The following is a 25,541-nucleotide window of genomic DNA, read 5'->3' as shown; positions in this document are numbered from 1 at the left end:
AATGAAATCCCGTCTTTCGTTCCAAACGCCATTCCCAGCCAGACTCAGTGCCCTGTCGGTGTTTGTTTTCCTCGCCGCCTGCACCGTCGGCCCTGACTTCAAAACCCCTGAAGACAGCCCGACGCAGCACTATGACCAACAGGCCGAGCAGCGCCTTGGCCAGGGCGGCGAGCAGCACATCCAGTTCGGCAAGCACATCACCGGCCAATGGTGGTCTGCGTTTCGCTCGCCCAAGCTCGACCAGGTCGTGCGCCGGGCCATCGACGGCAACCTTGAACTGGTCGCCGCCGACGCCACCATCCGCCAGGCGTCCTCCTCCGTGGCCGCGGCCGAAGGTGCGCTGTATCCGCAGGTCGACTTCGGCGCCACGGCGGGTCGTGCGCGGGTGCACAACGCCAAGGACCCGGCGATCAACAACTTCTACGCAATCGGGCCACGAGTCGGTTTCGACCTGGATGTGTTCGGCGGCAACAAGCGCCTGGTCGAACAGCAGCAAGCCTTCACCGATCTGCAAAAACGTCGTTACGACGCGGCGTACCTGAAGCTGACCAGCGATGTCGCCAGCCAGGCGTTGCTGGTGGCCTCGGCCAACGCGCAAATACAGGCCGTGGAAAAACTGCTGGCCAACGACCGCAAGAACCTCGAACTGGTGCGCGCAGCGCATCTCAATGGCACCACCACGCAGATTGATGTGTCGCTGGCCGAAACGCGTCTGGCCCAGGATCGCACGCTGTTGCCACCGTTGGCCCAGCAGCGTGATGCGGCGCGTCATGCGCTGTCGATCCTGACCGGCAAAGGCCCGGCCGACTGGATCCCGCCGTCGTTCGACCTGGCCGATTTCACCTTGCCGGCCAATGTGCCCGTGAGCTTGCCGTCGGAGATGGCCCACGCCCGGCCGGACGTGCAGCAAGCCGAGGCCGAGCTGCACATCGCCAGCGCAGCCGTGGGCGTGGCCACGGCCAATCTCTATCCGAAAGTGACGCTGTCCGCGTCGTTGGCCCAGGCCGCATCGGGCAATGGCGGCGCGGCGCTCTGGGGCTTCGCGGCGGGTGTCGCCGGGCCGATCTTCAATGGCGGCACACTCAAGGCTGAACGCCAGGCTGCGGTCGAGGGCTACAACGCGACGCTCGCCGGGTACCAGCAGACGGTCATCAGCTCCTTCGGCCAGGTCGCCGACACGCTGCAGGCGATCAACCATGACGCCGAGGAATTCCGCGCCCAGGAAGACGCCTTGCACGCCGCCGAGACCAGTTCGCGCCTGAACCAGCAAGCCTATGCCATGGGCGAAAACAGCATCCTCCAGGTGCTGGAAGCCGAACGGGCGTATCAGCAGGCCCTGCTCGGTTTCATCCGCGTGAAGACCTCGCGCTATCTGGACACGGTGCAGTTGTTCGTGGCGCTGGGCGGCAATTCGGTCGGGGTGTTCGATCAACAAGTGGCCAGCCGCGACGCCCGCAACCCACTGTAGGAGCGAGCCTGCTCGCGATGGGCTTTAGAGCGCCGCGTTCATCCAGCGAACCCGCGTCATCGTTGACGACCTTCGCGAGCAGGCTCGCTCCTACAGGGGCCTTTTTCAGAACCTTTGTGGAATCCAGACATGTCCTACGAACCGATTTTTGATGAACTTGCCGATACCCGATTTGCCCTGAACAACGATGCGGGGAAGATGCCAGCCGTCGGCTTCGGCACCCTGTTCGAGGATCCCGGTGTGACCAGCGAGGCTGTCACCCATGCGCTGCAAAGCGGCTTCCGTCATTTCGATTGTGCCGAGCGCTTTCGCAATGAAGAGCAAGTCGGTGTTGCACTGCGAGCGTTCATGGACGCGGGCAAGGCGCGGCGTGAAGACCTGTTCATCACCAGCAAACTGTGGAACAACAATCATCATCCGGAACGGGTGTTACCGGCCTTCGAAGCCAGTCGTCAACGGCTGGGGGTGGACTACCTCGATTGCTACCTGATCCAGACGCCTTTTGCCTTTCAGGCCGGTGACGATCAATACCCCATGGATGCGTTCGGCCAGGTCATCTACGACTCGGGCGTGACGCTGGTCGACACCTGGCGGGCCATGGAGCGCCTGGTGGATAAAGGCCGCTGCAAGTCCATCGGCCTGTCCAATATCAGCCTGCACGCGTTGCAGGAAATCGTCGCCGTGGCCCGGATCAAACCTGCCGTGGTGCAGGTCGAGTCCCACCCGTACCTGCCGGAATGGGAACTGCTGGAGTTTTGCCAACAACACGGCATTATCCTCCAGGCCTATGCTCCCCTCGGGCATGGCATGGAGCCGAACGTACAGAAAGACCCAGTGCTGACCCAAATGGCCCGGCGCCTGCAAAAGACGCCGGCGCAAGTGGCACTGGCCTGGGCCGTACAGCGCGGCACGGCCTTCCTGACCACTTCGGCAACCCTGGGCCACATCCAGCAGAACATCGACATTTCGACCCTGCCCCACCGGGCGATGCATGAGATCCGGCAAGACATTACAACCCGGGTGCGATTCAATTCGGTGGCTGAAACCGGTGTTCACCTGTTTTTGTCACCGACCCGGTAACCCCGAAACCCCGAAACCCTGTAGGAGCGAGCATGCTCGCGATGAATGTCCAGACAGCGCGATCATTCAGACAGGGCGCGTCATCGTTGACGTCCATCGCGAGCGTGCTCGCTCCCACAGGGGGCGGCATGGTTCCCGCCAGCCCCTATAATTTCGACGTCTCCCCCCGAGGTGAAACCGATGGATGTTTTCCAGACCATGCGATTTTTCACGGCGGTCGCGCAAAGCGGCAGCTTTACCGCAGCCGCCGAGCTGCTGGACACCTCCACCACCAACGTCTCCAAGGCTGTGTCGAGCCTGGAAACAAGGTTGCAGACACGCCTGCTCAACCGCACGACCCGGCGCCTCGCCTTGACCGAGGCCGGGACACGTTATTTGCAGCGCTGCGAGAGAATCCTGGAGGAGTTGCGCGAAGCGGAGGAGGAAGCGGGCACGGCACAGATCAACCCGGTGGGCCGTTTGAAGATTCACGCGATGTCGGCCATCGGCAACCATTACGTGATCGATGCCATCGCCCAATACCGGGAGACGCACCCTTCGGTCCTGTTTGATTTGACCCTGACCAATCGGCTGCCCGATATGCTGGAGGAAGGCTATGACATGTCGATCGTGCTGGCGCGGGACCTGCCCGATTCCGGATTTGTCGCTCAACGGCTCGGCATCACCTACAGCATTCTCTGCGCCTCGCCGACCTACCTGAAGAAACGCGGAATGCCCGACACGCCGGGTTCGCTCAGCGCACACGACTGCCTGAGACTGGTCAACACAGTCATGCCGGCCGAACACTGGGTATTTGAAGGGCCCGAAGGCGTGGAGACGGTCCACACCCCGGCGTCGCCGTTTCACGTCAACACCGCCGACGCCATGACCACCGCCCTCATCCGGGGCATGGGGATCGGGATTCAGCCACTGGCTTCCGCCGCGGCCGGTCTCAAGGCGGGAACGCTGGTTCGGCTATTGCCCGAGTACCATTTTGAAGAGTTGAATCTGTTTGCGATCTATCCGTCACGAAAGTTCGTCGATGCAAAAATAAAAACCTGGGTGGAGTTCCTCAAGGAATACCTTCCCGGGTTGCTGGCTGCCGATGAAAAAATTGCACGTGCCTCGAACACCAAAAAAGCCTGATGGATCCCGCGCGGCCCGGATGGAGTGTCGACCCTCCACCTTGCGCACCGCGTTCAACCGCTGGTGCATCCATTGCCCATGACCTGGTATTGCAGGACGTGGCGTTGACCTTGAGAGTCTTCATACGTCATCTGCGCCGGCACCGGGCCGCATTCATTCCCCACATCGCTCACGGCGATTACCTTCTTGATGTCCAGGTTCGAACCGTAGCTGTACGTCTCGATCGGGGTTTTGTGGGCGGGTACCTTGGCCTGGCTTTCTTCGGCATAGGCCTGGGCGCCGATGCAACTGAGGGCGAGGATAATCGCGATTCTTGAGATGTTCATGAAGTTCACCGTCTCGTTAAGGTTGCTGGTTTTTTGCCTTGTGAACCGCTTGCGTGGGTTCATTCGGTAGAGACGATGCTAGGGGTTTGCTTCGGTGCCAAACAGCGCCGGGGTGGATAAACACTGTTAACAAAATGAGTGGGAATGGGGTTGGGTTGGGTGAATATCCGTTGCTGCGGCAACGGCGGCCCGATTGTCGACCTGGCCTTGGCGGGCGGCACATCCCTCTGTGGGAGCGGGCTTGCTCGCGAAGGCGGTGTGTCAGTTGACAGATGCAGTGACTGACACACCGCCTTCGCGAGCAAGCCCGCTCCCACAATGGAAATTGTGGTCAGGGATAGCCCAGAGCGGCTCGCACAGGCTCTTCCATGTGACTCGCCGTCAGGGCGAAACCATACCTCCAGCAGTGCCCGCTAAGCGTGCGCCACAGCCACCTTGCCCACAGCCGATTCCGCTGCCCGACGCTCAACCTCATCCATCGAAGGCGTCCACGCCGGCACGGCAGGCATCTCCTTGCGCAGGCTATGAATCAGCGTGTACGACATCACCAGCAGCAACATCGCAATCGGCAAGCCCGCGGCAATACTCGCCATCTGGATTGCCTTGAGCCCCCCCGCCAGCAGTAGCCCCGCCGCAATCGCGCCCTCCAGGAGGCACCAGAGCACCCTGATCCAGTTCGGCGGATTGGTGCTGCCCAAGGCACACAAGGTGCACAACACCTGGGTTCCGGCGTCCGCCGTGGTGACAAAATGCACCCCGAGCAAGACACAGACCAGGATCGAAAGTGCCGCGCCAATGGCAGGACCATCGAGCGATTGCAGCAGCGTGAACATGGCCGCGGTGGTTTCTTTCTTGGTGGCCAGCAACACCGTGCCGCCTTCGAACTTGGGTTGGTCTTGAGCGACCACTTGAGTCGCCACGGACGCCTGGTACGCCTGACGATCCTGTTGCTCATTCTTCAGCGCGGCGCCACCGAACACCGACATCCACAGAATGGTCACCATCGTCGGCACCACCAGCGCGCCAATCACCAGTTCACGAATGGTCCGCCCCTTGGAGATGCGTGCAATGAACAACCCGACGAAAGGACCCCAGGTCATCCACCAGGGCCAGTAGAACGCCGTCCACCAGTTTTGCCATTCAGTGTCCTTCTGGGCATCCATCCAGAAACTCAGGCCGACAATGTTTTGTACATAGTCCCCGGTGGATTCAAACATCAGATTAAGAATGTAGCGAGTCGGGCCAATGGCAAGTACCGCCAGCATCAATATGAACGACAAATACATATTAAGCGTGGAAATACGCTTCATGCCTTTGGACAATCCGGCCAACAGCGAAATACAGGCAACAATACTGACGAACAGGATAATCGATAGTTGCAAACCAACGCTGACCGGAATACCAAACACCTGGTGCAACCCGGTATTGATCTGAACGACGCCCAGGCCCAGGGACTGGGAAACACCGAAGGCAGTGATCACAACACCCATGATGTCGACGACATGTCCGATCCAGCCGTAGATACGGTCGCCAATCAATGGATACAACAGCGAGCGCAGTGCCAGCGGCAAGCCTTTACGGTAGGCGAAGTAAGCGAGGCTCAGGCCGATCATGGAGAAGATCGCCCAAGGGTGCAGGCCCCAGTGGAACAGGGTGATACGCATCGCCAGGGTCGCGGACTCATCGGTCAACCCCTTGGAAAACGGGTTGTCGGCATAGTGCAGCATCGGCTCGGCGACGGACCAGAAGATCAGGCCGATCCCCATCCCCGCACTGAACAGCATCGCAATCCATGAGGCAAAACTGAACTCGGGACGATCATGTTCGGCGCCCAGTTTGAGATTGCCGAAGCGGCTGATCGAGATATACAGCAGTACACCCAGTACACCGCTGATCAGGGCAATGTAATACCACTTGAAGTTATGCAGGATAAACACCGAAGCCATTTCAAAGGCCTTGGATGCCTGTTCATCTTTAAAGGCACAAAACAGAACAAATGTGATCACTGCCAATATGGAAGCCACTGTCACATTCGGATTAAGGCCTTTTAACATGCCGGATTGCGCACGCATTGTTTTCCCCTTTTGTTTTTGTTTAAGGGTGTAGTTACTGTTCCGCAGAAAACTGATCGCCGGGTATCGAACGACGCCCAACGCTTTATCCGCAGGTTAATTCCGGACTATCTCGGTTTTGCCAGCATCGCCAAGATGATTGAAACCTGAACACCGTTCAAACCATTTTTAGTCACCGACTCATGAGAAAAACGCATCAATAAAACCGTCAAACGCCCTTCTCCCTTAACGCGTGTCGGCGCCCTCGCCCACGGCCTCGCCAACGGTCACCAGGCTGGAGCTGGCCATCCCGTTGGGCGTCACGGGGTGCTGGAGCGGCGCATCCTTTTGCAGGTGCTTGCCGGTGATTTTTTTCTGGCCCACGAACAGCGCGAGCAACAGCGCACTGCCGGCGTAGAAAAAGTAGAAACTCGGTGCGCCGAGGTACTCCATCAGCGCCCCCGCGATCAACGGCCCGAAACAGGCGCCGACGCCGAAGGTGATCAGCAACATGCCCGAGAGCGACACGCGCAACGCCGGCTCCATGTTGTCGTTGGCCAGCGCCACGCCCAGCGGGTACAGGCAGAACTGCAAGAAGCCGATGCCGGCGCCAAACCACAGCAAGGTGGCAAACCCAGGCGCTTGCTGGAACGCCAGCGGCAGGCTGACGACAATCAGCAACACCGCCACGGCGCGGATCAGGCTGGCGCGAGGCAAGCGGTCCGAGAGCCAGCCCAACGGTAGCTGCGCCAGCAACCCCGCACCGATGGTCAATGCCATGAACTGACCGACCTGGGCGGTTCCCAGCCCCTGCTTGCTGGCATAGATCGCCGCCAGTCCGTAGAAGCTTCCGTTGATCATCCCGGACACCAGGATGGTCACCAGCGACTGCGGAATCCGTTGCAGGAACAAGCGCAGGTCTATGGACGCCGCCGGCACTGCCGTGGGGTGCGCGCTGCGGGTCAGCGCCACCGGCACCGAACAGATCGCAAACACCATGGCCACCGCGAGCAGTGCGCGAATGCCCAGCCCTTCATCGAGACTCAAGGCCAGTTGACCGAGCATCATGCCGACGTAGCTGGCGACCATGTACAGCGCCAGTACACGGCCACGCTGTTCGGTCCGGGCCTGGTCGTTGAGCCAGCTTTCGAGCACCATCAACTGGCACATCATCGCCAGCCCCACCAGCGCCCGCAGCACCAGCCACAACGGCAGCGAGGTGCTGAACTCGTGGGCCAGCACCGCCGCCGCAATGATCCCGGCACAGGCCGAGTAGGTGCGAATGTGCCCGACCTGGGCGATCAGGCTGCGTCCGACCCACCCGCCCAGCACCATGCCCAGGGCATTGGCGGCCATCAACGCACCGCCCGCCGTTTCCGCCGCCCCCGAACCATTGAGGCGCAGGGCCAGCCAGGTCATCAGCAAAGTCGATCCCAGTTGCATCAGCAAGCTGGCCAGATACAGCGCGCCGAACGTCTTCGTCAGTCCAAACACGGTGCTGATTCCCAAACAATGAGGAGGCGAAACCCGAGGCGTTCAGCCCCGGGTCATTGGCTCAAGTCAAACCGTGCAGCGCTTTCCAGTTGCCCGGATGCACGACATAGCCGAACAACGCATGCCCGCCGTACACCAGCGCGGTCCCTTCGGGAATCCACAACAACTGGCCGGGCGTGACCCGGAACAGCTCATCGCCGACCTGCAATTCAAAGCAACCCTCGATGACGAAAATCACTTCGTCGTAGAGCACCGTCCAGGCCACTTGCGCCCCTTCCCAGCGAGCGAAACCCACGCCGATGTTCGGCGAGATTTCATTGCTCAGGGCCCTGGCCACATAGGCGGCGCCCGGTGGGCCGCCACGGAAAGTGAAATCCAGGTCCTGCTGGTCGATGCGCAGTACCCCACTCTTTGCGGGCGCACTCATAATTCGCTCCGGCTGTTCCACGCGGCCAGGTGAATGCGCGAACGCACACCGAGACCGAGGAAGGGCTCCGGCGGGTTGAGCGACGGCATGCCGGTCACCGCGCGAATGTCGTTCAGCTGCGAGGACTCGGCGCCCACCGCAAGGTCCGCCAGCAAGGTGCCGGAGATCGTGCCCCAGGCGGCACCGACACCGTTGTCGCACGCGGACGCATGCACGCCCGGCTCCAGCTCGCCGAAGAAGTTGGTGAAGTTGCGTGAGATCGCGTAGACCCCACCCCAGGTGTGCGTGAAGGGCACGTCGGCCAGTTGCGGGAAGCGCGCCTGGAAAGCCTTGCGGTGCGACTCGCGAACCTTCAAGCGCATGCCATCGCTGGTGCTGCGCCCGTACTTGGGCACGTGCTTGTAGGTGTTGCGGATGATCAGCCGACGGTCCTGGGTCATGCGCACCGTCGTGCCGGCGTGGTCCGCCGGGGTCAGGCCCCAGTCCAGTTGGCCGCCATAGGTGGCCAGCTCCGCATCGGTCAGCGGACGAGTCCAGCTGGCGAAGGTCATCACCGGCAACAGGCGGTTGCGCAGGTAGCCGAATTCCTGGGTGAAAATGCTGGTGCCCAGCAACAGTTGCGGGGTGCGGATCACACCGTTGCTGCCATGCAGGATCCAGCCGCCGCGACCGTCACGCTCCAGGCGCTGGATCGGTGATTCCTCCAGCAGTTCGACATTACCCGGCAGCGTGCGCGCCAGACCGGTGACCAGTGCGGCCGGCTGCATCAGGTAACAACCGGGGGTGTAGATCGCGCCGCTGTAATGCCGGGTGCCCAATACACCGGCCAGCTCTTTGGAATCGACCCGGCGAAACGGCTCGCCGAGGTCGCTCATCAGCCGCTCGAAGTGGTCCAGGTACGCCAGGCCACGAGCGCCCACCGCCCCTTGATACTTGCCGGCATGGGACCACTGGCAATCGATGCCACGGGTTTGCACCAGGCCCTGCAATTGCGAAATGGCCGAGCGGTTGAGCGACAGCAAGCGTTGCTTGTGCGCCGGGTCCGGATGCTCCAGCGCAAACTTGTGCGGCAGGTCGATGACGAACCCCGAGTTGCGCCCCGAGGCGCCATGGGCGACCCGTTGTGCATCCACCAGAATGATCCGCGCTTCGGGGTGATGCTCAGCCAGACGACGAGCAGCGGCCAGGCCGGCAAAGCCTGCCCCCACCACCGCGAAGTCGGCGCGTTGTTCACCGGACAAGCGCTTGCACGCCGGTTGCTCGGGCAAGGCTGCGTACCAGCCGCAGCTGGCATCGTCATAAGGCAAATTGATCGAGTTTTTCATGATTGCGGCCTCAGGCAACAGCCTGCTGAGCGTTCTGACAGGACTGCAGCAATGCGCTGCGTTGTGTTTGTGCGTGGCGACCCAACAGCACAAAGCCATTGAGCCTGCCCTCGGCGTCATAGAACCCGGCGCTCAATCCGTCCGGCGTCGGCGTGCAGCGCCACTCACCGTCACTGGCCATCGCCGGCGCCAACAGGCACAGCGGCGCGGCCGGCGTTTTCACCGTGACCGGCATCAGCGGATAATCGACGGCCGTAGGTTGGCCGAGCAGGGTTTTACTGAGCGCCTGAATGCCCTGATTGATCGGCGCCAGATACGGCAGCAACTGGCCGTCGATCTCGATGCAATCGCCCAATGCGTAGATGCCCGACACCGAGGTTTGCAGCTGGGCATTGACCTGAATGCCGCGCCCGACTGCGATACCGGCAGTTTCGGCCAGAGTCAGATCAGGACGAAGACCCACCGCCGACAGCACCAGATCGGCCTCAAGGCTCTGGCCGCCCGCAAGCTTCAGTCGATAGCCCTGCCCACTCGACTCAATCGCTTCCACGGTGTTCTGCAAATGCCACTTCACGCCCAGTTCACCCAGCGCGTGTTGCAGCACCTGCCCCGCCTCGACGGGCAGCAGGCGCTCCATCGGCCAGCGACCAAGGCCGATGACATCGACGCTGAATCCGTTGTGCGCCAGGTCATTGGCAAACTCGCAGCCGATCAGGCCATCGCCCAGAATCGCCACGCGCTTCACGCCGGTCAGGCGCTCGCGGAACCCGTGGTAATCCTGAAGGTTGTTGACGCTGAGCATCGCGCCCGTGTCGCCCTGGATCGGCAAGCGGATGGGTTGCGCGCCGCTGGCGAGCACCAGTTGGCCGTACTCCATTTCACCGAAACTGGTGCGAAGGCGCCGCTTGGCACTGTCGATGCCCAGCACCTTGCAGTGGGGATAGACGCGGATGTTCAAGCGCTGTTCGATGGCCAGCGGTGACTCACCGGACAACGCCTCGGCGCTCTTGCCCTGGGACAAACCGATCGACAGCGCGGGCTTGGAATACAGATGCCCGGACTCCTGCGTCAGCACGCGGATTTCGACTTTGGCATCCGCCTTGCGCAACGCCTGGGCCAGCCCGTAACCGGCGTAACCACTGCCGATGATGACAATCGGTCCGCGCGGCAATGCCGCGACAACAGGCACGGCTACCGCTGGCGCAGGTGCGATAGCCACCGCCGCCTCGGCGTACTCACTGATGTCGAGCATCTCGAAATCAGCCTTGCCGACGTGGCATTCGGGGCAAACCCAGTCCTCGGGAACATCTTCCCAGCGCGTGCCGGCGAGGATGCCGTCCTCGGGCCAGCCCAGCGCTTCGTCGTAAATCAGGCCGCAGACGATACAAAGCCAAGTCTTGAACATGGTGCTCACTCCCCGGCGATCCGGATCGCCACGTTTTTGGTGCGCACGTAGCTGTACAGGGCTTCCTGACCTTTTTCGCGACCGAAGCCCGACAACCCGACCCCGCCAAACGGCGTCTCGATGCCGCCGGCGTACCATTCGTTGATGAACACCTGGCCCGATTTCAGTCGACGGGTGCAGCGCATGGCGCGGCTGATGTCCTGGGTGAACACCCCGGCCACCAGGCCGAACTCGGTGCCGTTGGCGATGGCAATGGCCTCTTCTTCGGTGTCGAACGGCATGATTGCCAGCACCGGCCCGAACACCTCTTCCTGGGCAATGCACATCTGCGGCGTGACGTCGCGGAACACCGTCGGACGCATGAAGTGCCCGGCACGGTCAGCGAACGCTTCGCCACCGGTGACCGCGACGGCGCCCTCTTCCACGGCCCGTCGGCACAAGGCTTCGATGCCCGCCAGTTGCCCGGCGCTGACCACCGGCGTGAGGTCGGCGTTGTCCTGGCCCAGGCCGACACTGAGGCCCTCAGTCATGGCGATCACCGCCTCGACCACCTCTTCATAAATCTCACGCTGCACCAGCAGCCGCGACATCGCCGAACAGACCTGGCCGGCATTGAAAAAGATGCCCGACTGGACGCTGGCCAGCAGTTGTTCACGGTCGGCATCGGCAAAGGCAATCGCCGCCGATTTGCCGCCCAGTTCCATGACGCTGGGGATCGCGTGTTGAGCGGCATCGCGCAATATCGTCTGCCCGGTCGGCACGGAGCCGGTGAACACGATCTGATCGACGCCGCGATGGCTGACCAGATGCGAGCCCACTTCACGACCACGGCCGCAGATCAGGTTGACCGCGCCGTCAGGCAAACCGGCGTTGGCGATGGCGCGGATCAGCACGCACATGCCCAACGGTGAAAGCTCCGGCGACTTGATCACCACCGCGTTGCCGGCCGCCAAGGCAGGCGCCAGTGAACGGGCACAGATCGACACCGGGAAGTTCCACGGCACGATCTGCGCCGACACGCCCATCGGGTCGTACAGGGTGAAGTCCATGTAGCCGTTGCCCAACGGAATCGACGTACCCTCGATCTTGTCCGCCATGCCGGCGTAATACTCGAAGTAGCGCGCCGCCTCGATGAACTCGTCTTTGGCGTCGATCAGGCGCTTGCCGTTTTCCTGGCACAGCACCCAGGCGCCTTCATCCGCCACGGCGCGAATTTCCTCGGCGATGCGCAGCAGCCAGGTCACCCGTTGCGCCGGACGCGCGCGGGTCAGCTCGCCGCTGTCGGCGCAGCGCCGGGCCGCCTGCACGGCCCGCTCGGCATCGGCCACGCTGGCCTGGGCGATGGTCGCCAACGGCTCGGCGGTGCCGGGGTTGTTCACCGTCAGGCGCTGGACACTGTCGCTCCATTGCCCGTCGATGTAGTTGAGCCAGTGAGAGGCTATCGGATACATGGAATAACCTCCTCAGGCCGACGGCGTGGTGGCGAGCAGTTGACGCGCGGCCCACTGGTGGAAGAAGTGCGTCGGGATGTCCATTTCCGGGGAGAACGCGCCGCCCTTGTAGCCAGGGGAATGACGGCCTTTCTGCATGCCTTCGACCGAGCTGATGTCTTCGGCGAACACCACTTTCCAGGACTCCAGGATGGCGTCGCGGCAGGCTGCGAATTCATCGCTGCTCGCGGCTTCGTCACCGACGTAGAACAGGCGCAGGTGTTCGATGGTGCGACCGGGAGCCACCGGTTCGAGCTGCATGGCGAAGGCGTGGTCAGCCTGGATGCCCAACAACACGTTAGGGAAAAACGCCACGTATTCGGCATTGCGCAGACGGTCCAGCGGCCAGGCCGGGAATTTGGGCAGGTGCGTGCCGGCCACGTCCGACAGGTTGTAGGCGTAGCTGCCCTGCCCGGCGAAATGTTCGTCGAAAATGATGTTGTAGTGGTCTTCCAGACGCGAGTACGAGTTCAGGCTCGGGTGGACCCACGGCAGGTGATAGGCCTCGCAATAGTTCTCGACGGCCAGCTTCCAGTTGCAGTTGATATCGAGGGTGGTGGCGTCGTGGCCCGGACGGCGGCTCAGCAGGCTCATGCCGTCTTCGCCGAGGAACTGCGTCCAGCGCTGGGTCAATGGCGCCAGCATGTCTTCGAGCGGTTGCGCATCGCCCGACAGGTTGATGAACACCATGTCCATCCAGATAGCGCTGCGGATGGCTTTCAAGCCGTGTTTTTCACAGGCGAAGCGCTCATCCTTGTGCTGATCGATCCCGCCAACGTGAGGCGTGCCGCGCAGGCCGCCATTGAGGTCGTACGTCCAGGAGTGGTAAGGGCAGCGAATCACGCCTTGCACCTCACCGGCCTCCTCCACCAGCTTCATGCCGCGGTGGCTGCACACGTTATGGAACACCTGCACCAGGCCTTCACGGTTGCGCATCAGCAGCAACGGCAGGCCCATGAAGTCGACGGGCTTGACCGAACCGGCCTTGCCCAGGTCGCTGGCAAAACCGACGCAGGCCCAGGTTTTACCCATGACCTGATCGCGCTCAAGTTCGAAGTAACGTTGTTCGGTGTAAAACTCGTTGCTCAGGCCCGTGGCTTCGTGGATCGGATTGAGCACGGTTTCGAGGTGATGCACTGGAATTTGTTGGAGGGTGGTCATTATTGTTTTCCCCTGCTGGGCACGGTTTGGAAAGGTCGGCAGGCTTGATTCGCCAGGTCCGCTGGCGGCAAGTTTCGGAAAACGGAGGGGGTGTCGACAAACGATATTTCGGGAGGGATTCATGACTTTTGATCATGAATATGACCATCTGTGGCCCGCCAACCTGTAGGAGCGAGCTCTGCTCGCGATGGTCGCCAACGATAACAAGTGCTGTCTGAATGACCGCGCTGCCTGGACGTTTTTCGCGAGCAGGGCTCGCTCCTACAGGGGGTGCGGTTATTTGATATCAGGCTTCGACGGGAGTTGATTCATCAACCAGCTGCGAAAGCGTTTTACGCTTTGGCGCATGCCGCCGCGAGACAGCGGTTCAAGCAGACAAAACTGTGCATCGGTGCGCAATACCGCATCCAGCGGTCGCACCAGCGCACCGCTTTGCAGGTAGTCATCGACAAGGTTCGACCAGGCCAGCGCCACGCCCTGTCCATTGAGGGCCGACTGGATCACCATCGAATAACTGTTGATATTGATCCGGCGCTTGGGCTCGACGTTATTCAAGCCCTGGCTGTGAAACCATTCGGGCCAGCCAAGCCAGTCACGCTGCGGGTCGTCGAGCACCAGCCAGGTACAGGCCGCCAGGTCTGAAGGCATGCTCAAGGCCGGATGCTTGGCCAGGTAGGCGGGGCTGCACACCGGATAAACCTCTTCGGAAAACAACGGCGTGACCTGCATGTCCCGGGGCGGCGTACTGCAGTAATACAGCGCCAGGTCGCAATCCAGGCGGGAGAAATCCTTCACCTGGTCATGGGCGATGATGCGCAGGTCGATCTCTTCATTTTCCCGTTGAAACTCGGTGACTTTGGGCAGCAGCCACAGTGAGGCCATCGCGGTACTGGTGGCTACTGTGACTTGCTCGGCACCCTGCCAATGGCGGATTTCACCCGTGGCCTGGGCTACTTGCAGCAAGGAGGCGCGGACCGTTTCGTAATACTGACTGGCCGCCGGACTCAGGTGAATCGTGCGGGTGGTGCGTTCGAACAGGACTTTGCCCAGATAGTCTTCAAGCAGGCGTACTTGTCGGCTGATTGCGCCCTGAGTGACGTTCAGTTCCTGCGCGGCCAGGGTGAAACTCAAGTGACGCGCAGCGGCTTCGAACGCGACCAGACTGTTGAGCGGTGGTAACGGGTGGATTTTCATGCAGGCAGGTCACGTCGTTATTTTGGTTTTATCGCGGGAGTTTAGTCCTTGGTGTCGGTGCTGGACAGCGGAGTTGGTGGTGGCTGTCCCTACACCTTGACTCTGTGGGAGCGGGCTTGCCCGCGATGAGGCCGGCAAATCCAGCATTGATGTCACCTGACACGCCGCTATCGCGGGCAAGCCCGCTCCCACAGGGATAATGTGCCAGGCAGCACGGATCCTTGTAGGAGCGAGCCTGCTCGCGAAGGACGCTAACGATTACACGGGCTGTCTGAAGGGGCGCGGTGCCTGGACATTTTTCGCGAGCAGGCTCGCTCCTGCAGGGGCCGTCTCCGGCTTCTCCTCCACCACTTCCCCATTCAACGCCTTGTGCATTTTCACCGTATCCAGCGCCCCCACCCACTTGGCAATGGCCATGGTGCCAACGCCATTGCCAATGGTGTTGGTGATCGCCCGCGCCTCCGACATGAACCGGTCCACGCCCAGCAGCAACACCATCCCCGCCACCGGAATCGTTCCGAGTGACGACAACGTCGCCGCCAGGATGATGAAGCCGGAACCGGTGACCCCCGCCGAGCCCTTGGAGGTGAACATCAGCACCGCCAGCACGATCAATTGATCGGTCAACGTCAGCGGCGTATTGGTCGCCTGGGCGATAAAGATCGCAGCGATGGTGTAGTAGATCGCCTGCCCGTCCGGGTTGAAGGTCAGGCCGGAGGGGATGATCATCCCGGCGACGGGTTTGGACACGCCGGCCTTTTCCATCTTGGAAATCAGCTGCGGCAGCACCGATTCCGAAGAGCTGGTGCCCAGCACCGTGAACAGTTCTTCCTTGATGAACTTGAGGAATTTCCACAGGCTGAAACCGCTGTAGCGGCAGATCGGGCCGAGCACGAAAATCACGAACACCGCGCAGGTCAGGTACACGCAGGCCATCAGCTTGCCGAGGGAGAACAGCGAGCCGAAGCCGTATTTGCCGATGGTGAACGCGATGGCGCCGAATGCGCCGATCGGGGCCAGGCGCATGACCATGTTGACGATGCGGAACATGCCCTGCATCAGGCTGTCCAGGGTGTCGACGAACGCTTTGCCGCGTGGGCCGACATGGGCCCCGGCGCCACATCGGCCCGGCCCTGGCCGCGTTCTACGCCCAATACCCCGAAGTGGAAATCCAGCTGGAAATCAGTGATCACCCGCTGGACCTGGCCACCCACGGCTTCGACCTGGGCATTCGCTTCGGCACCCTGCCCGACGCGGCATTCCATGCGCGCAAGATTGCCTCCAACCGTCGCCTGCTGTGTGCCTCGCCGCTGTACCTGGACAAATTCGGCACCCCGCAAAAGCTCGGCGACCTGCAACACCACAACTGCATTTTCATCCGGCAGAACGAGTCGCCCTATGGCGTCTGGAGCTTCACCAACGGCGGGCACACCGACAACATCAAGGTGCATGGCGCCCTGGGCTGCAACGATGGCGAGGTGGCCCTGAACTGGGCGCTGGAGGGATACGGCATCTTGCTGCGGGCCGAATGGGACATCGCCCGCTATGTGCGCAGCGGCCGCTTGCGCCTGGTGCTGGAAGACCAGACACCCACTCGCGCCGACGTGTATGCGGTGTACCCGCAACAGCTGCATCTGTCGGCGCGGGTGCGCAGCCTGATCGATTTCCTGATCGAGCGTTTCAAGCACATCGACAATGTCGAGGACAGTTGAACGAAATGGATCCGAAAGTGTAACAGCCGCGAAACAGCCGGGATCAAGCGGTCTATTTCGCCGATAAAGGGCGCTTGCGAGCAACTGGCCAACTGCTAGTGTGAACAGGGAGCGCAACGGTTGAACATGCCATTTTTTGCAGAGCTGTAGGTCATTGCTCAGTACCGGAACGCAACAACGGCAGACTCCTGCACAGTCCCCAGCGGATTCCTGGGTTGGCGTTTCGTGGATGACGGAAACTTCGGCATGACCGGCCATGACAAGTCCGAACACTGGATCGCCCGTTTCATATCTGCCGGCACCCACCATTTGCCTGCGGCATTGATGGTCACGGCCATCGTGAGTATCTGTCATCACGATTTGCATATGCTCGACGCCATCGACGGCTATGCGTTTCTCGCCATTGGCAACCTCACGGCCAATAGCGTTGCAAGGGAGACCGGCAGCGATCCCAAGGTGGCGGTAGTGCTGATCGACCAGAAAAGCAATGAAGACTATTACCGGGAACGCAGCCCCCTGAACCGCTGCCAGCTGAAAAATGACCTCCAAGCCATATACGACCTGCCTGGGCGACCGAAGCTGGTGGTGGTCGACCTCGACCTTTCACCTGTTCTGCTTGACTCGCCCTTGACCCCCCTCAACGCTCCGGCTAATGCCGAGGCCAAGCTATGCGACGAACAGCTCCTGACGCTGCTCACGAAACATCGAGAGGGTATCGAGACCGTGTTGATGGCCCCTTTCAAGATGCTGGATGCCGGAGCCAGGCAGAACATCAAGAATTGGAGAACAGCACTTGAGGGTTTTGTGTCCTTCGCGGATGACCCCACCATCAGAGTCAGCTATGGATTGGTCAACGACCTTGAATGCGAAAAATCATCGCTGGCTGCCGCCGCATACGACAAGTACCCGGACAAACCACTCACCAACTGTCTGAAGGAAAAACAAAAAAAACTGACGGTTAACCCAGGTCACTATTTTTCCGGATTGCGCGCCGTTTCGCTGAGCCAGCTGCCCACACGGCTAGTCGGGAGCCAATGCAGCGCCAAGACCCCGTATGAAGCGCTCTATTTGCCGGTCGTGTTTCTCGGCACCAGCTTTGGTGACAGCGATACCTTCCTGACCCCGCTCGGTACGATGTATGGCGTGGAGGTGCATGCCGCGGCGTTCATGTCGTTGGTGCAACCCACCACTCAAAACGAGGTGCTGGCATTTGTCCTCGACCTCGGCCTCGGTCTGTTGATGGGCGGCCTGATTGCCTGGGCCTGGCGCCGCTATTTCAACCTGCGATTTAGCTCCCGGGCCTTCGACCGCCAAAGGGCCCCCTGGCTGATCCTGATACTGGCTATTGGCTTCGTGGTCCTGGTCGCCGTGCTGACGTACTTGTCGTTTTTGCTGTTGCGCTACCGCAACATTTGGCTGTCACCGATTCCGATTGCATTGGGGATGCTGATCGAAAGTTTTTTCAACAGTGCCGTGAGTGCTGCCGTGGGCGAGGGCTACGAGCAGCGCCAGGCCCTGATCAAGCGGCTGAGAGCGGCACACAAAAAGGGCACCGAGAACTTTTCCAGCCAAGTGGCGGTGGAACTCGAACAGCGCCCACACCACGCCCACAGCCTTCAAGAGCGAGCATTGCGCTTCATCTACCTTGACTGCAAGCGCCTGCGGCGTAGCGGACAGTATGGCGCAGTGATCCTGCTGTGCTTTCGCCGCACGGCGTTTTTCCTGCTGCTGCTTGCTGCGTTCCGAGAACAGCTTTTGCACATCCTCGAGAAAATCCTATGAATGCTTTCTGCTGCAAACTCACCATCGCCACCCTGCTGCTGCCTGCCTCGGTGTCAACCATGGCCCAGGACTGCCAAGGTCTGCAGGACGTGCAACAAGCCAGCCTGCAACGCATCCGCGAGGAAAAGGAGCAGACCGATTGCGGCACCCTGATGTCCGTGATCAACAGGTTGCTCAGCACCCACAAGACCGGCGGCCGCAAACTCGAAGAAGACCGCCCCTTCAACGCCCAGGAAGCCCAGGCCAATCTGGCCAAGGCCCAGGCCGACCCTGAAGTGCGCCCACGTCTGGATAAGATTAAGAAGGAGGTGTCCGACCCGACCCGTCGGCTGGTGTATGAAGCCGCGGTCCTCGACGAAGAGGGTTACTACAGCGCCAGGGACTTGCGCATCAACCAGCTCAAGCAACAGCTCAAATGACAGGCATGCACCTGTCGGGGATACCCCATGAATGCGCGCGTGGCCCTGCACGGGGTGCTGGCGCTGGCGATACTGGCCAGTGCCTGCAGCACCCCGAAACTGTCCAACCCCTTCAGCAGCCAGGACAATCCGCAACACATCAAGGACTTCGACAGCCTGCCGCCCCGGGCGCTTGTCGTCCTCGACCGGCATTGTGCCGATCTGGTGCAGCCGTACCGGCTGACCGATAACTTCGCCTCGCTCACGGTGTTCGGCATGCAGGAAGGACTCAAGGCCGTGCCCGGACAGCTGAGCAGGCTGCTCGGCGGCGGCGGTTCGCAAGCGGCGGCCAGCAGCGACAAACTCGGCGAGTCGGCAAAACTGGCGGCCAAGCAATTGAACTGGATGCCCATGAGCGCCGAGGTGATGTACGCCGAGCGCCAGCATCAGTCTTCCGAGAGCGAGTTGCTGGGCCGCGACGGCAAGCAGGGCCGCAAGTTCTACCCGAGCGCCGACAAGATGCTCAGCGATATTCTGGCAAGCGTCCACGAGCCCTACGACTATCAGTTCAAGCTGTTCATCGTCGGGACCGACAACCACAACGCCCTGGCCCTGCCGGGGGGTTACCTGTATCTGGACAAGGGTTTGCTGGACACGCCGCAGATGCAGAAAAAAGCCTACTTTGCCCTCGCCCACGAAATCGCCCATGTGTTGCAACGGCACGAAACCAAGGAGATGCAGAGCCTGGTGGTCGATTCCTTCAGCGCCAAGTCAGAGTTGCTCAAGGTGATGAAAAACGCCCAGGGCAATCCCAAGGCCGTGGTCGACCGGGTCAAGCTGGAGAAAGGCCAGTTCACCCGCCACCACATCGACCAGGAACTGCAAGCTGACTCGTGCGCGGTGAAAATGCTCAGCCGGATCTATCCCGATCGCCAGCAGCTGGCGGAGGCGATCAACGCCTTCATCAAGGACTTGCCGCCGGCGAAGGCCGAACCCACTGCAAAAGCCGCCAGCAACCAGGCCGAAGCGATGGCGGGCGATGTGGAAGACATCGTCAAGTCCCCGGCCTTGCGCCACCCCAATACCCAGGAACGCAAGGCCAACCTGCAGGCGATTTACCAGGAGATAACGGCGGGCGGGAAATGAGGCCTGTGCCTCAATTCGCCGAGACCAGTTTCAGCCCGATGACACCGGCCAGAATCACGCCGATGCACAGCAGCCGCAGCGGCGCCGTGGAATCGCCGAGCAGCGCCATGCCGACCAGCGCGGTGCCCGCCGCGCCAATGCCGGTCCACACCGCGTAGGCCGTTCCTACCGGCAAGGTGCGCAACGACAGTGAAAGCAGAAAGACGCTCGACAGGCCGGTGACGACCGTCAAGACGCCGGGGACCAGTCGTGTGAAGCCTTCGGAACTCTTCATGTAGAAGGCGAACGCGATTTCCAGAATGCCGGCGATACCCAGCAGTGCCCAGGCCATGTGTGATTGCTCCGTCAGGTGGATTCGCCCGGCAGGAGTGCCGGGCGAGCGAGCGTTAGGTTCAGGCTTTTTCAGCGGCCGCCGGTGTCGAGCGGAACGCCACGCCGAAGCGATTGAAGGCGTTCATCAAGCCGATGGCGTAGGTCAGGTCCGCCAGTTCCTTTTCGCTGAACTCGGCCGCCACCGCCGCATAGGCGGCATCGGGAACGCCGGTTTCGGCCACCCGGGTGACCGCCTCGGCCCACGCCAGGGCCACACGTTCACGTGGGGTGAAGACGCTCCCGGCGTCGTGCCACACAGGCACCAGCACCAGTTTTTCCACCGCGACACCGAGCTTGATCAAATCCCGCGAATGCATGTCGATGCAAAACGCGCAGCCGTTGATTTGCGAAACCCGCAGGTAAACCAGATCGATCAGCTCGGCGTGCAGGCCGGTCTTGAGCAGATAGCCGTACACATTGCCGAATGCCTTGTAACCTTCAGGGGCAGCGCTGGCGTAGTCGATACGTTGAGTCATGATGAATCCTCGTGTTTGCTGTTTGGAGGACGCCATGGTGGGCCTGCTTGGTCTATCGATGAAGGTCCATATTCTGGCTTTTGCATTGGGCCATGAGGGTGGCGTCGGTCATCCTCATGGCCCAGCCTCCAAAGCGATTCATGGCCCTTGGATGAAAGCCATGGGGCTTGTACGATCACGGTCGATGGCGGCCACGCCTGCGTTTTTATCCGGAGTGAGCCCGTGACCCAGCCCCTCAACAGCCTGTCGCCCCTGGACCCCACCTCGAAGGAACCGATCTACCGGCAAATCTACTGGCGGTTTCGCGGCGCGATCAGCGACGGCGTACTCGCGCCGGGCGAACGCATTCCTGCGGCCCGGGCACTGGCCAAAGAGCTTGGGGTGGCCCGGGGCACTGTCGATACTGCGTACTCGCTGCTGACGGCGGAGGGTTACATCCAGTCCCGTGGCCAGGCCGGCACGGTGGTGGCCGCCGGGCTGAACCTGCGGCCGGCGTCGACCCGCGCCGAGTCCACCTTGAGTCCATCGGCCGGCACCTCGGTGCGGCACAAGGCGCCGGTGCTGCCGTTTCAAATGGCCCTGCCGGCGCTGGATGAATTTCCGCGCAAGATCTGGGCGCAGATCGGTGCACGCTGCGTGCGCGCCACGCGGGTCCCGGACATGGCCAATCCGTCGGCACAAGGCCTGGAGTCGCTGCGCAATGCAATTGCCAGCTACCTGCAAGTGGCGCGTGGCATCAGTTGCCAGCCTGCCCAGGTGTTCGTGACCTCGGGCTATCGCAACACCCTGACCCTGATCGTCCACGCCTTGCTCCAGGCGGGCGATCGCGTGCTCGTGGAAAATCCCGGCTACCCCCCTACCCGCCAGTTGCTCGACTATTTGCAGATTGCCATCGAGCCTGTTGCTGTCGATCAGGACGGCATGGACGTCGCGCAAGGCATCAACCACTCGCCGAACGCGCGTGCCGCGATCGTCACGCCCGCGCACCAGAGCCCGCTGTGCATGTCGCTGACTTTGCCGCGACGCCTGGCACTGCTGGAGTGGGCGAGCCGCGAGCAGGCCTGGATCATCGAGGATGACTACGACGGCGAATACCGCTACGTCAGCCGGCCGCTGCCCGCGCTGAAAAGCCTGGACCGCGAGGGGCGCGTGCTCTATGCCGGCACGTTCAGCAAAGTGTTGTTTCCGGGCATCCGCCTGGCTTACCTGGTGGTGCCGGCGGCCCAGGTCGAACGCTTCGAGCATGTCAGCCAGACCTTCCTCGGCGGCTGCCCGGAACTCACCCAGGCGATCGTCACGACCTTTGTGACCGAGGGCCATTTCGCCCGGCACATCCAGCGCATGCGCAAACTCTACGGCGAGCGCCGCGAGGCCGCCGTCAGGGGCCTGGGCGATGCCTTGGGCGAGCACATTCGCATCGACGCGCAGCCCGGCGGCATGCACCTGATCCTGCGATTGACCCGGCCGCAACCGGACCGCGCGCTGGTCGAGCGCCTGCTGCAGGCGGGGATCTACGCCGAGCCCTTGAGCGCCTGTTGCATCGGCCCCCAGACCCATAGCGGCCTGATGCTCGGCTTCGCCAACATCGACTCCCAAGCCAGCGCCGAGCAGTTGGGCAAACGCATCCTCGCGCTGCTCTGAGCCTGCCCGCTCTCACTCATGGTCCATACACGCAGGCAATTCTTGGCTCTTTGGCACAGGGCCAAGCGGCGACATCATGCAGGCCTTGTCCTCACCAACATCCAAGGCTCCCATGAAAATATTGCGCGTGATCTGCAGCCCGCGAGGGACAGCCTCCGAGAGTTACCGGCTCTCGCAGACCCTCATCAATCACCTGATCGACAGCCACCGCGGTGGCGATTTCATCATCACCGAACGCGGCGTCAGCGGGCTTGCGCATATCGATGCCGACTATGCCGAAGCGGTGAGCAAGCGGCGCGAGACGTCGGGCAGCCATGCCGCCACAGGCGCCCTGCTGCGGTCCGAGCAGTTGATCCGCGAACTGGAAAAAGCCGACTGCGTGGTGATCGCCACCCCCATGCACAACCTGATGGTGCCCTCGGCACTGAAGGCCTGGCTCGACCATGTGATCCAGGCCGACCGGACCTTTCGCATCACCGCTGAAGGCAAGGTCGGCGCCCTGCACGACCGGCCGGTGTACGTCGCCATCGCTTCGGGGGGCACCTTCAGCGGGGTCAACGCCCAGCAACCGGACTTCCTGCGACCCTGGCTCAAGGCCGTGCTGGCGAGCATCGGCTTGCGCGACGTGACATTTTTCTCGGTGGAAGGGACCGGTCAGAAACCGGATGCCTTGAAGGCCAGCCGGGAAAAAACCGCGCGGGAAGCAGCGCAGTATTTTTCCAGTGCCGCACCCGTGCCGGCCTGAACCCGTCCACCACAGGAGAAACTCAATGATCCACGCGACGCCCCTGCGCAGCATTGCCGTGTTCTGCGGCTCTAACGACGGCTTCAACCCCGCCTATGTCGAAGGCGCCCGCGCCCTGGGCCGGGAAATCGCCCGGCGCGGTTTGCGCCTGGTGTACGGCGGCACTCACAAGGGCTTGATGGGCGTCATCGCCGACAGCGTGCTCGCCGAGGGCGGCCAGGTCGACGGCATCATCACTCGTCTGCTGTTCGAACTCGGGCATGCGCACGCAGGGCTGGCCCGCATTGAAGTGACGCCGGACATGCGCAGCCGCAAGACGCGCATGAGCGAATGCGCCGATGCGTTCATTGCCTTGCCCGGCGGACTGGGGACCTTCGAGGAATTGTTTGAAGCGGCGACGCTGACGCAGTTGGGCGAACACCACAAAGGCGTTGCGTGCCTGAACATCGGCGGTTTTTTCGACCCGGTGCGCAGCCTGCTCGACCATGCGGTGAAGGAAGGGTTCATGAAGGCCGAACACAGCGCGATGCTGATTTTCGACACTGATCCATCGGCGCTGATCGATGCGCTTGAACGCTGGCAAGCACCGACCGTCACCAAGTGGATCGGGCCGGCTCCCGCCATTTGAACGTTTTCAGGTCCTGGCGACGTTGCTCCCGAAACCGGTCGCCAGGACCTTTTTTATCTCAGCGCCAGCCTGAACCTAAGCGGCCGGCTGCGCCCCCGCAGTGGCCCACTGCGGCGCCATGAACGAGCCCTGGCGCTTGGCGCGTTGCGTCAACGCCAGCATCGTCAGGAAGCCCAGGACAATCAGCACCGGATACGCCATCAACAGTTCGGAGAGCGAATATTTCCAGGCCAGCGGACGCCCGACACCGAGCAAGGCGGCATACATCCAGGACACCGCGGACAGCGAACCACAAAACAGCGCCAGCATCCGCGCACTGAAGCCGAGTTCGAGCAACGAGCCGGCCTTTTGCAGGGCAGGCAATACCAGGCGATGCAGCACGATGCCGTTGTAGGTCAGCAGCAGGACAATAATCACCTTGGCGTGCAGCTTGGGGTTCATGAAGTACTCCATGCCCTTGCCCAGGTAATCGATGCCGATAATGGCCGCGCCCGTCACCCATAGACCGATCAACGCCATCACGACAGATCGCTGAAGACTCTCCATGTGCGCATGATCATGCTCAGTGAGGGCCTTGCGCTTCAACATGTCCCTGACCATCGCCATATCACTGGTCAGCACCAGGCCTATCGCCACGCAACAGGCGACCAGATGAACGTAAAGAACGCCCAGTCGCAAAAACTCCATGAATTCTTTATGTTCGATCAGGCTCATAATTGTATTTATCGCCACGGGTATTATCTCCACCTTATTCGATAGTACAGATCGGCCAATCTACAGGACATTTGTTTTAAACAACCTGCACGACCTTGCTCATACAAGAAATCCAGACAATAGGTTAGTTATTGAGTGCCCTATTGAACGGGTAAGGAAATCGATGATTACTGAGTGAGCACCTCTCAAATTCCGGGTAAAAAAATCCCCAATTGCATTCAATGCATTTGAGGTTCGGTTCACTTCGGCATTACGACTTCAACAGCAGGTCATGGGCTGACGTGCTGCAGAATCTGAGGGCCGCAGCCCCGGAATGTTCATTTTTCGATCAGGCCACCGACAGGCGGTCGCTGGTGTAAGGGCCAATGGGAACGGCATTTTCCCTTCAACTTTTGTGTCGATGCCCATGCCAACTGGGCTGGTTGACTTAGATGACAATCGACATGACTGATTGGATCCGTTAGTTGCCATACGAGCAAAAAACCCCGGTATGAGTGGAGCAACTATCACCCACGACCCATCGTTCAAAACAGTCATACTATTTTTGCCGAGATTGGATCCTTTATATCAAGTCACGCCAGTACAAACGCACACCTATCACGCACGGCAAATAAACTTTGCGATGAAGTCATTAATGAAAGTGTTTAAACCGAAACAATACTGGCCCTGGCGGCGCTACTTGTGAAATCGGTCGCCAGGACCATTCTTGTTTGAACTCAGACGAGCTTGACCACCGCGTTGATGTTGTTACGCGTGGCTTTCGAATACGGGCAGTATTTGTGCCCGGTATCGACGAGTTTCTGCGCGGTTTCGCGATCGAGCCCCGGCAGGCTGACATTCAGCCGAGCCTGCAGCAGGTAGCCTCCTTCATTGGTGCCCAGGTCGACTTCGGTGTCGACGGCCACGTCCTTGGGCAGGGTCACTTTCAGTTCCTTGGCCGCGACGCCCATCGCGCCGATAAAGCACGCTGACCAACCGGCGGCGAACAGTTGCTCCGGGTTGGTGCCACCGCCCCCCGTGCCCGGGGACGACAGTTTGACATCGAGAATGCCGTCCGAGCTTTTGGACGCGCCGTCCCGGCCGCCCGTGGTGTGGGTTTTGGCGGTGTACAGGACTTTGTCGAGCTGGGTCATGATGTTCTCCTGATTGAAATGAGGTTTATGCACTTTCAGGTGAATCAGAAAAGCGGCCGTCGGGCCTGATGCCAGTCATTCAATATAGACGTCGCTGCACAACCGGGTGCCTGATCCGACAAAGCCGCCTTTTTGTTCAGGGTGGGGATGTGGGGTTTGTGCGAATCCGGGTGGGAGCGGGCTTGCTCGCGAAGGCGTACATACGTACATATCCGTTGCTGCGGTAACGGCGGCTATTGGTTCCGCTT

At 61.2% G+C, this 25,541-nt stretch carries 22 protein-coding genes and 3 pseudogenes; 10 read left to right on the top strand and 15 right to left on the bottom strand.

Annotation, left to right across the window (positions count from 1 at the left end; all coding sequences use genetic code 11):
* Position 1 precedes the first annotated feature (1 nt).
* From F8N66_RS17785 to F8N66_RS17775, 3 genes are all read left to right on the top strand, one after another.
* Positions 2 to 1,468 (top strand): efflux transporter outer membrane subunit, encoded by a 1,467-nt coding sequence (locus tag F8N66_RS17785; RefSeq protein WP_150771414.1) that lies wholly within the window; start codon positions 2 to 4, stop codon positions 1,466 to 1,468.
* Between the two features lie 129 nt (positions 1,469 to 1,597).
* Positions 1,598 to 2,548, top strand: coding sequence for an aldo/keto reductase (locus F8N66_RS17780; protein ID WP_150771413.1), 951 nt, complete (start codon positions 1,598 to 1,600; stop codon positions 2,546 to 2,548).
* A gap of 180 nt (positions 2,549 to 2,728) precedes the next feature.
* Positions 2,729 to 3,673, top strand: coding sequence for a LysR family transcriptional regulator (locus F8N66_RS17775; RefSeq protein ID WP_150771412.1), 945 nt, complete (start codon positions 2,729 to 2,731; stop codon positions 3,671 to 3,673).
* Between the two features lie 53 nt (positions 3,674 to 3,726).
* On the opposite strand, the gene F8N66_RS17770 is transcribed toward F8N66_RS17775, so the two are convergent.
* The 11 genes and pseudogenes from F8N66_RS17770 to F8N66_RS17720 all read right to left on the bottom strand — a co-directional run.
* Positions 3,727 to 3,999, bottom strand: coding sequence for a DUF2790 domain-containing protein (locus F8N66_RS17770; protein ID WP_191623016.1), 273 nt, complete (start codon positions 3,997 to 3,999; stop codon positions 3,727 to 3,729).
* A 413-nt stretch (positions 4,000 to 4,412) separates the two neighbouring features.
* On the bottom strand, positions 4,413 to 6,071 hold the full coding sequence (locus F8N66_RS17760) for a BCCT family transporter (RefSeq protein WP_150771608.1): 1,659 nt from the start codon (positions 6,069 to 6,071) through the stop codon (positions 4,413 to 4,415).
* A gap of 225 nt (positions 6,072 to 6,296) precedes the next feature.
* Positions 6,297 to 7,544, bottom strand: coding sequence for an MFS transporter (locus F8N66_RS17755; protein WP_191623015.1), 1,248 nt, complete (start codon positions 7,542 to 7,544; stop codon positions 6,297 to 6,299).
* Between the two features lie 61 nt (positions 7,545 to 7,605).
* Entirely contained in the window at positions 7,606 to 7,971 is a 366-nt protein-coding gene (locus F8N66_RS17750; protein ID WP_150771411.1) for an ethanolamine utilization protein EutQ, read from the bottom strand.
* Entirely contained in the window at positions 7,968 to 9,296 is a 1,329-nt protein-coding gene (locus F8N66_RS17745; RefSeq protein WP_150771410.1) for an NAD(P)/FAD-dependent oxidoreductase, read from the bottom strand. The genes F8N66_RS17750 and F8N66_RS17745 overlap by 4 nt, the downstream gene beginning before the upstream one ends.
* A 10-nt stretch (positions 9,297 to 9,306) precedes the next feature.
* On the bottom strand, positions 9,307 to 10,548 hold the full coding sequence (locus tag F8N66_RS17740; protein ID WP_224790504.1) for an FAD-dependent oxidoreductase: 1,242 nt from the start codon (positions 10,546 to 10,548) through the stop codon (positions 9,307 to 9,309).
* Positions 10,537 to 10,701: pseudogene (locus F8N66_RS31825) on the bottom strand (rubredoxin); the annotation flags it as partial. The pseudogene F8N66_RS31825 and the gene F8N66_RS17740, both read right to left, overlap by 12 nt.
* Before the next feature lie 5 nt (positions 10,702 to 10,706).
* Positions 10,707 to 12,152, bottom strand: a complete 1,446-nt coding sequence (locus F8N66_RS17735; protein WP_150771408.1) for an aldehyde dehydrogenase family protein — start codon at positions 12,150 to 12,152, stop codon at positions 10,707 to 10,709.
* Positions 12,153 to 12,164: 12 nt separating this feature from the next.
* Positions 12,165 to 13,352 carry an aromatic ring-hydroxylating oxygenase subunit alpha gene (locus F8N66_RS17730; protein ID WP_191623014.1) on the bottom strand — a complete coding sequence of 396 codons (1,188 nt, stop codon included), beginning with the start codon at positions 13,350 to 13,352 and terminating at the stop codon, positions 12,165 to 12,167.
* A gap of 276 nt (positions 13,353 to 13,628) precedes the next feature.
* A complete protein-coding gene (locus tag F8N66_RS17725; protein ID WP_150771407.1) occupies positions 13,629 to 14,546 on the bottom strand; it encodes a LysR substrate-binding domain-containing protein in 918 nt (305 codons plus the stop codon).
* Positions 14,547 to 14,804: 258 nt separating this feature from the next.
* Positions 14,805 to 15,656, bottom strand: a pseudogene (locus tag F8N66_RS17720) (cation:dicarboxylate symporter family transporter); the annotation flags it as partial.
* A 2-nt stretch (positions 15,657 to 15,658) separates the two neighbouring features.
* On the opposite strand from F8N66_RS17720, the pseudogene F8N66_RS17715 reads away from it, so the two are divergent.
* The 4 genes and pseudogenes from F8N66_RS17715 to F8N66_RS17700 all read left to right on the top strand — a co-directional run.
* Positions 15,659 to 16,258, top strand: a pseudogene (locus F8N66_RS17715) (LysR substrate-binding domain-containing protein); the annotation flags it as partial.
* Between the two features lie 246 nt (positions 16,259 to 16,504).
* The gene (locus F8N66_RS17710) at positions 16,505 to 18,040 is read left to right on the top strand and encodes a CHASE2 domain-containing protein (protein ID WP_150771406.1); all 1,536 of its coding nucleotides are present in this window, start codon (positions 16,505 to 16,507) and stop codon (positions 18,038 to 18,040) included.
* Positions 18,037 to 18,459 (top strand): hypothetical protein, encoded by a 423-nt coding sequence (locus F8N66_RS17705; protein ID WP_150771405.1) that lies wholly within the window; start codon positions 18,037 to 18,039, stop codon positions 18,457 to 18,459. The genes F8N66_RS17710 and F8N66_RS17705 overlap by 4 nt, the downstream gene beginning before the upstream one ends.
* Positions 18,460 to 18,486: 27 nt before the next feature.
* A complete protein-coding gene (locus F8N66_RS17700) occupies positions 18,487 to 19,584 on the top strand; it encodes a M48 family metalloprotease (protein ID WP_150771404.1) in 1,098 nt (365 codons plus the stop codon).
* 10 nt (positions 19,585 to 19,594) lie between these two features.
* Here F8N66_RS17700 and F8N66_RS17695 read toward each other — a convergent pair whose 3' ends face one another.
* Both F8N66_RS17695 and F8N66_RS17690 read right to left on the bottom strand, forming a co-directional pair.
* Entirely contained in the window at positions 19,595 to 19,915 is a 321-nt protein-coding gene (locus F8N66_RS17695; RefSeq protein WP_150771403.1) for a DMT family transporter, read from the bottom strand.
* Between the two features lie 61 nt (positions 19,916 to 19,976).
* Positions 19,977 to 20,432 (bottom strand): carboxymuconolactone decarboxylase family protein, encoded by a 456-nt coding sequence (locus F8N66_RS17690; RefSeq protein ID WP_150771402.1) that lies wholly within the window; start codon positions 20,430 to 20,432, stop codon positions 19,977 to 19,979.
* Between the two features lie 222 nt (positions 20,433 to 20,654).
* On the opposite strand from F8N66_RS17690, the gene F8N66_RS17685 reads away from it, so the two are divergent.
* From F8N66_RS17685 to F8N66_RS17675, 3 genes are all read left to right on the top strand, one after another.
* The gene (locus F8N66_RS17685) at positions 20,655 to 22,073 is read left to right on the top strand and encodes a PLP-dependent aminotransferase family protein (protein WP_150771401.1); all 1,419 of its coding nucleotides are present in this window, start codon (positions 20,655 to 20,657) and stop codon (positions 22,071 to 22,073) included.
* 112 nt (positions 22,074 to 22,185) lie between these two features.
* Entirely contained in the window at positions 22,186 to 22,818 is a 633-nt protein-coding gene (locus tag F8N66_RS17680) for an FMN-dependent NADH-azoreductase (protein ID WP_150771400.1), read from the top strand.
* Positions 22,819 to 22,843: 25 nt separating this feature from the next.
* Positions 22,844 to 23,446, top strand: a complete 603-nt coding sequence (locus tag F8N66_RS17675) for a TIGR00730 family Rossman fold protein (protein WP_150771399.1) — start codon at positions 22,844 to 22,846, stop codon at positions 23,444 to 23,446.
* 75 nt (positions 23,447 to 23,521) lie between these two features.
* On the opposite strand, the gene F8N66_RS17670 is transcribed toward F8N66_RS17675, so the two are convergent.
* Complete coding sequence (locus tag F8N66_RS17670) at positions 23,522 to 24,178, bottom strand: hypothetical protein (protein ID WP_150771398.1); 657 nt, start codon at positions 24,176 to 24,178, stop codon at positions 23,522 to 23,524.
* A 698-nt stretch (positions 24,179 to 24,876) separates the two neighbouring features.
* Positions 24,877 to 25,293, bottom strand: coding sequence for an organic hydroperoxide resistance protein (locus F8N66_RS17665; RefSeq protein ID WP_150771397.1), 417 nt, complete (start codon positions 25,291 to 25,293; stop codon positions 24,877 to 24,879).
* Between the last annotated feature and the right edge of the window lie 248 nt (positions 25,294 to 25,541).

Source organism: Pseudomonas fluorescens, assembly GCF_902498195.1.
Classification (GTDB): Bacteria; Pseudomonadota; Gammaproteobacteria; order Pseudomonadales; family Pseudomonadaceae; genus Aquipseudomonas; species Aquipseudomonas fluorescens_BU.
The sequence above is the reverse complement of the archived record's forward strand: the minus strand, read 5'-3'. Positions and strand labels throughout refer to the sequence as shown.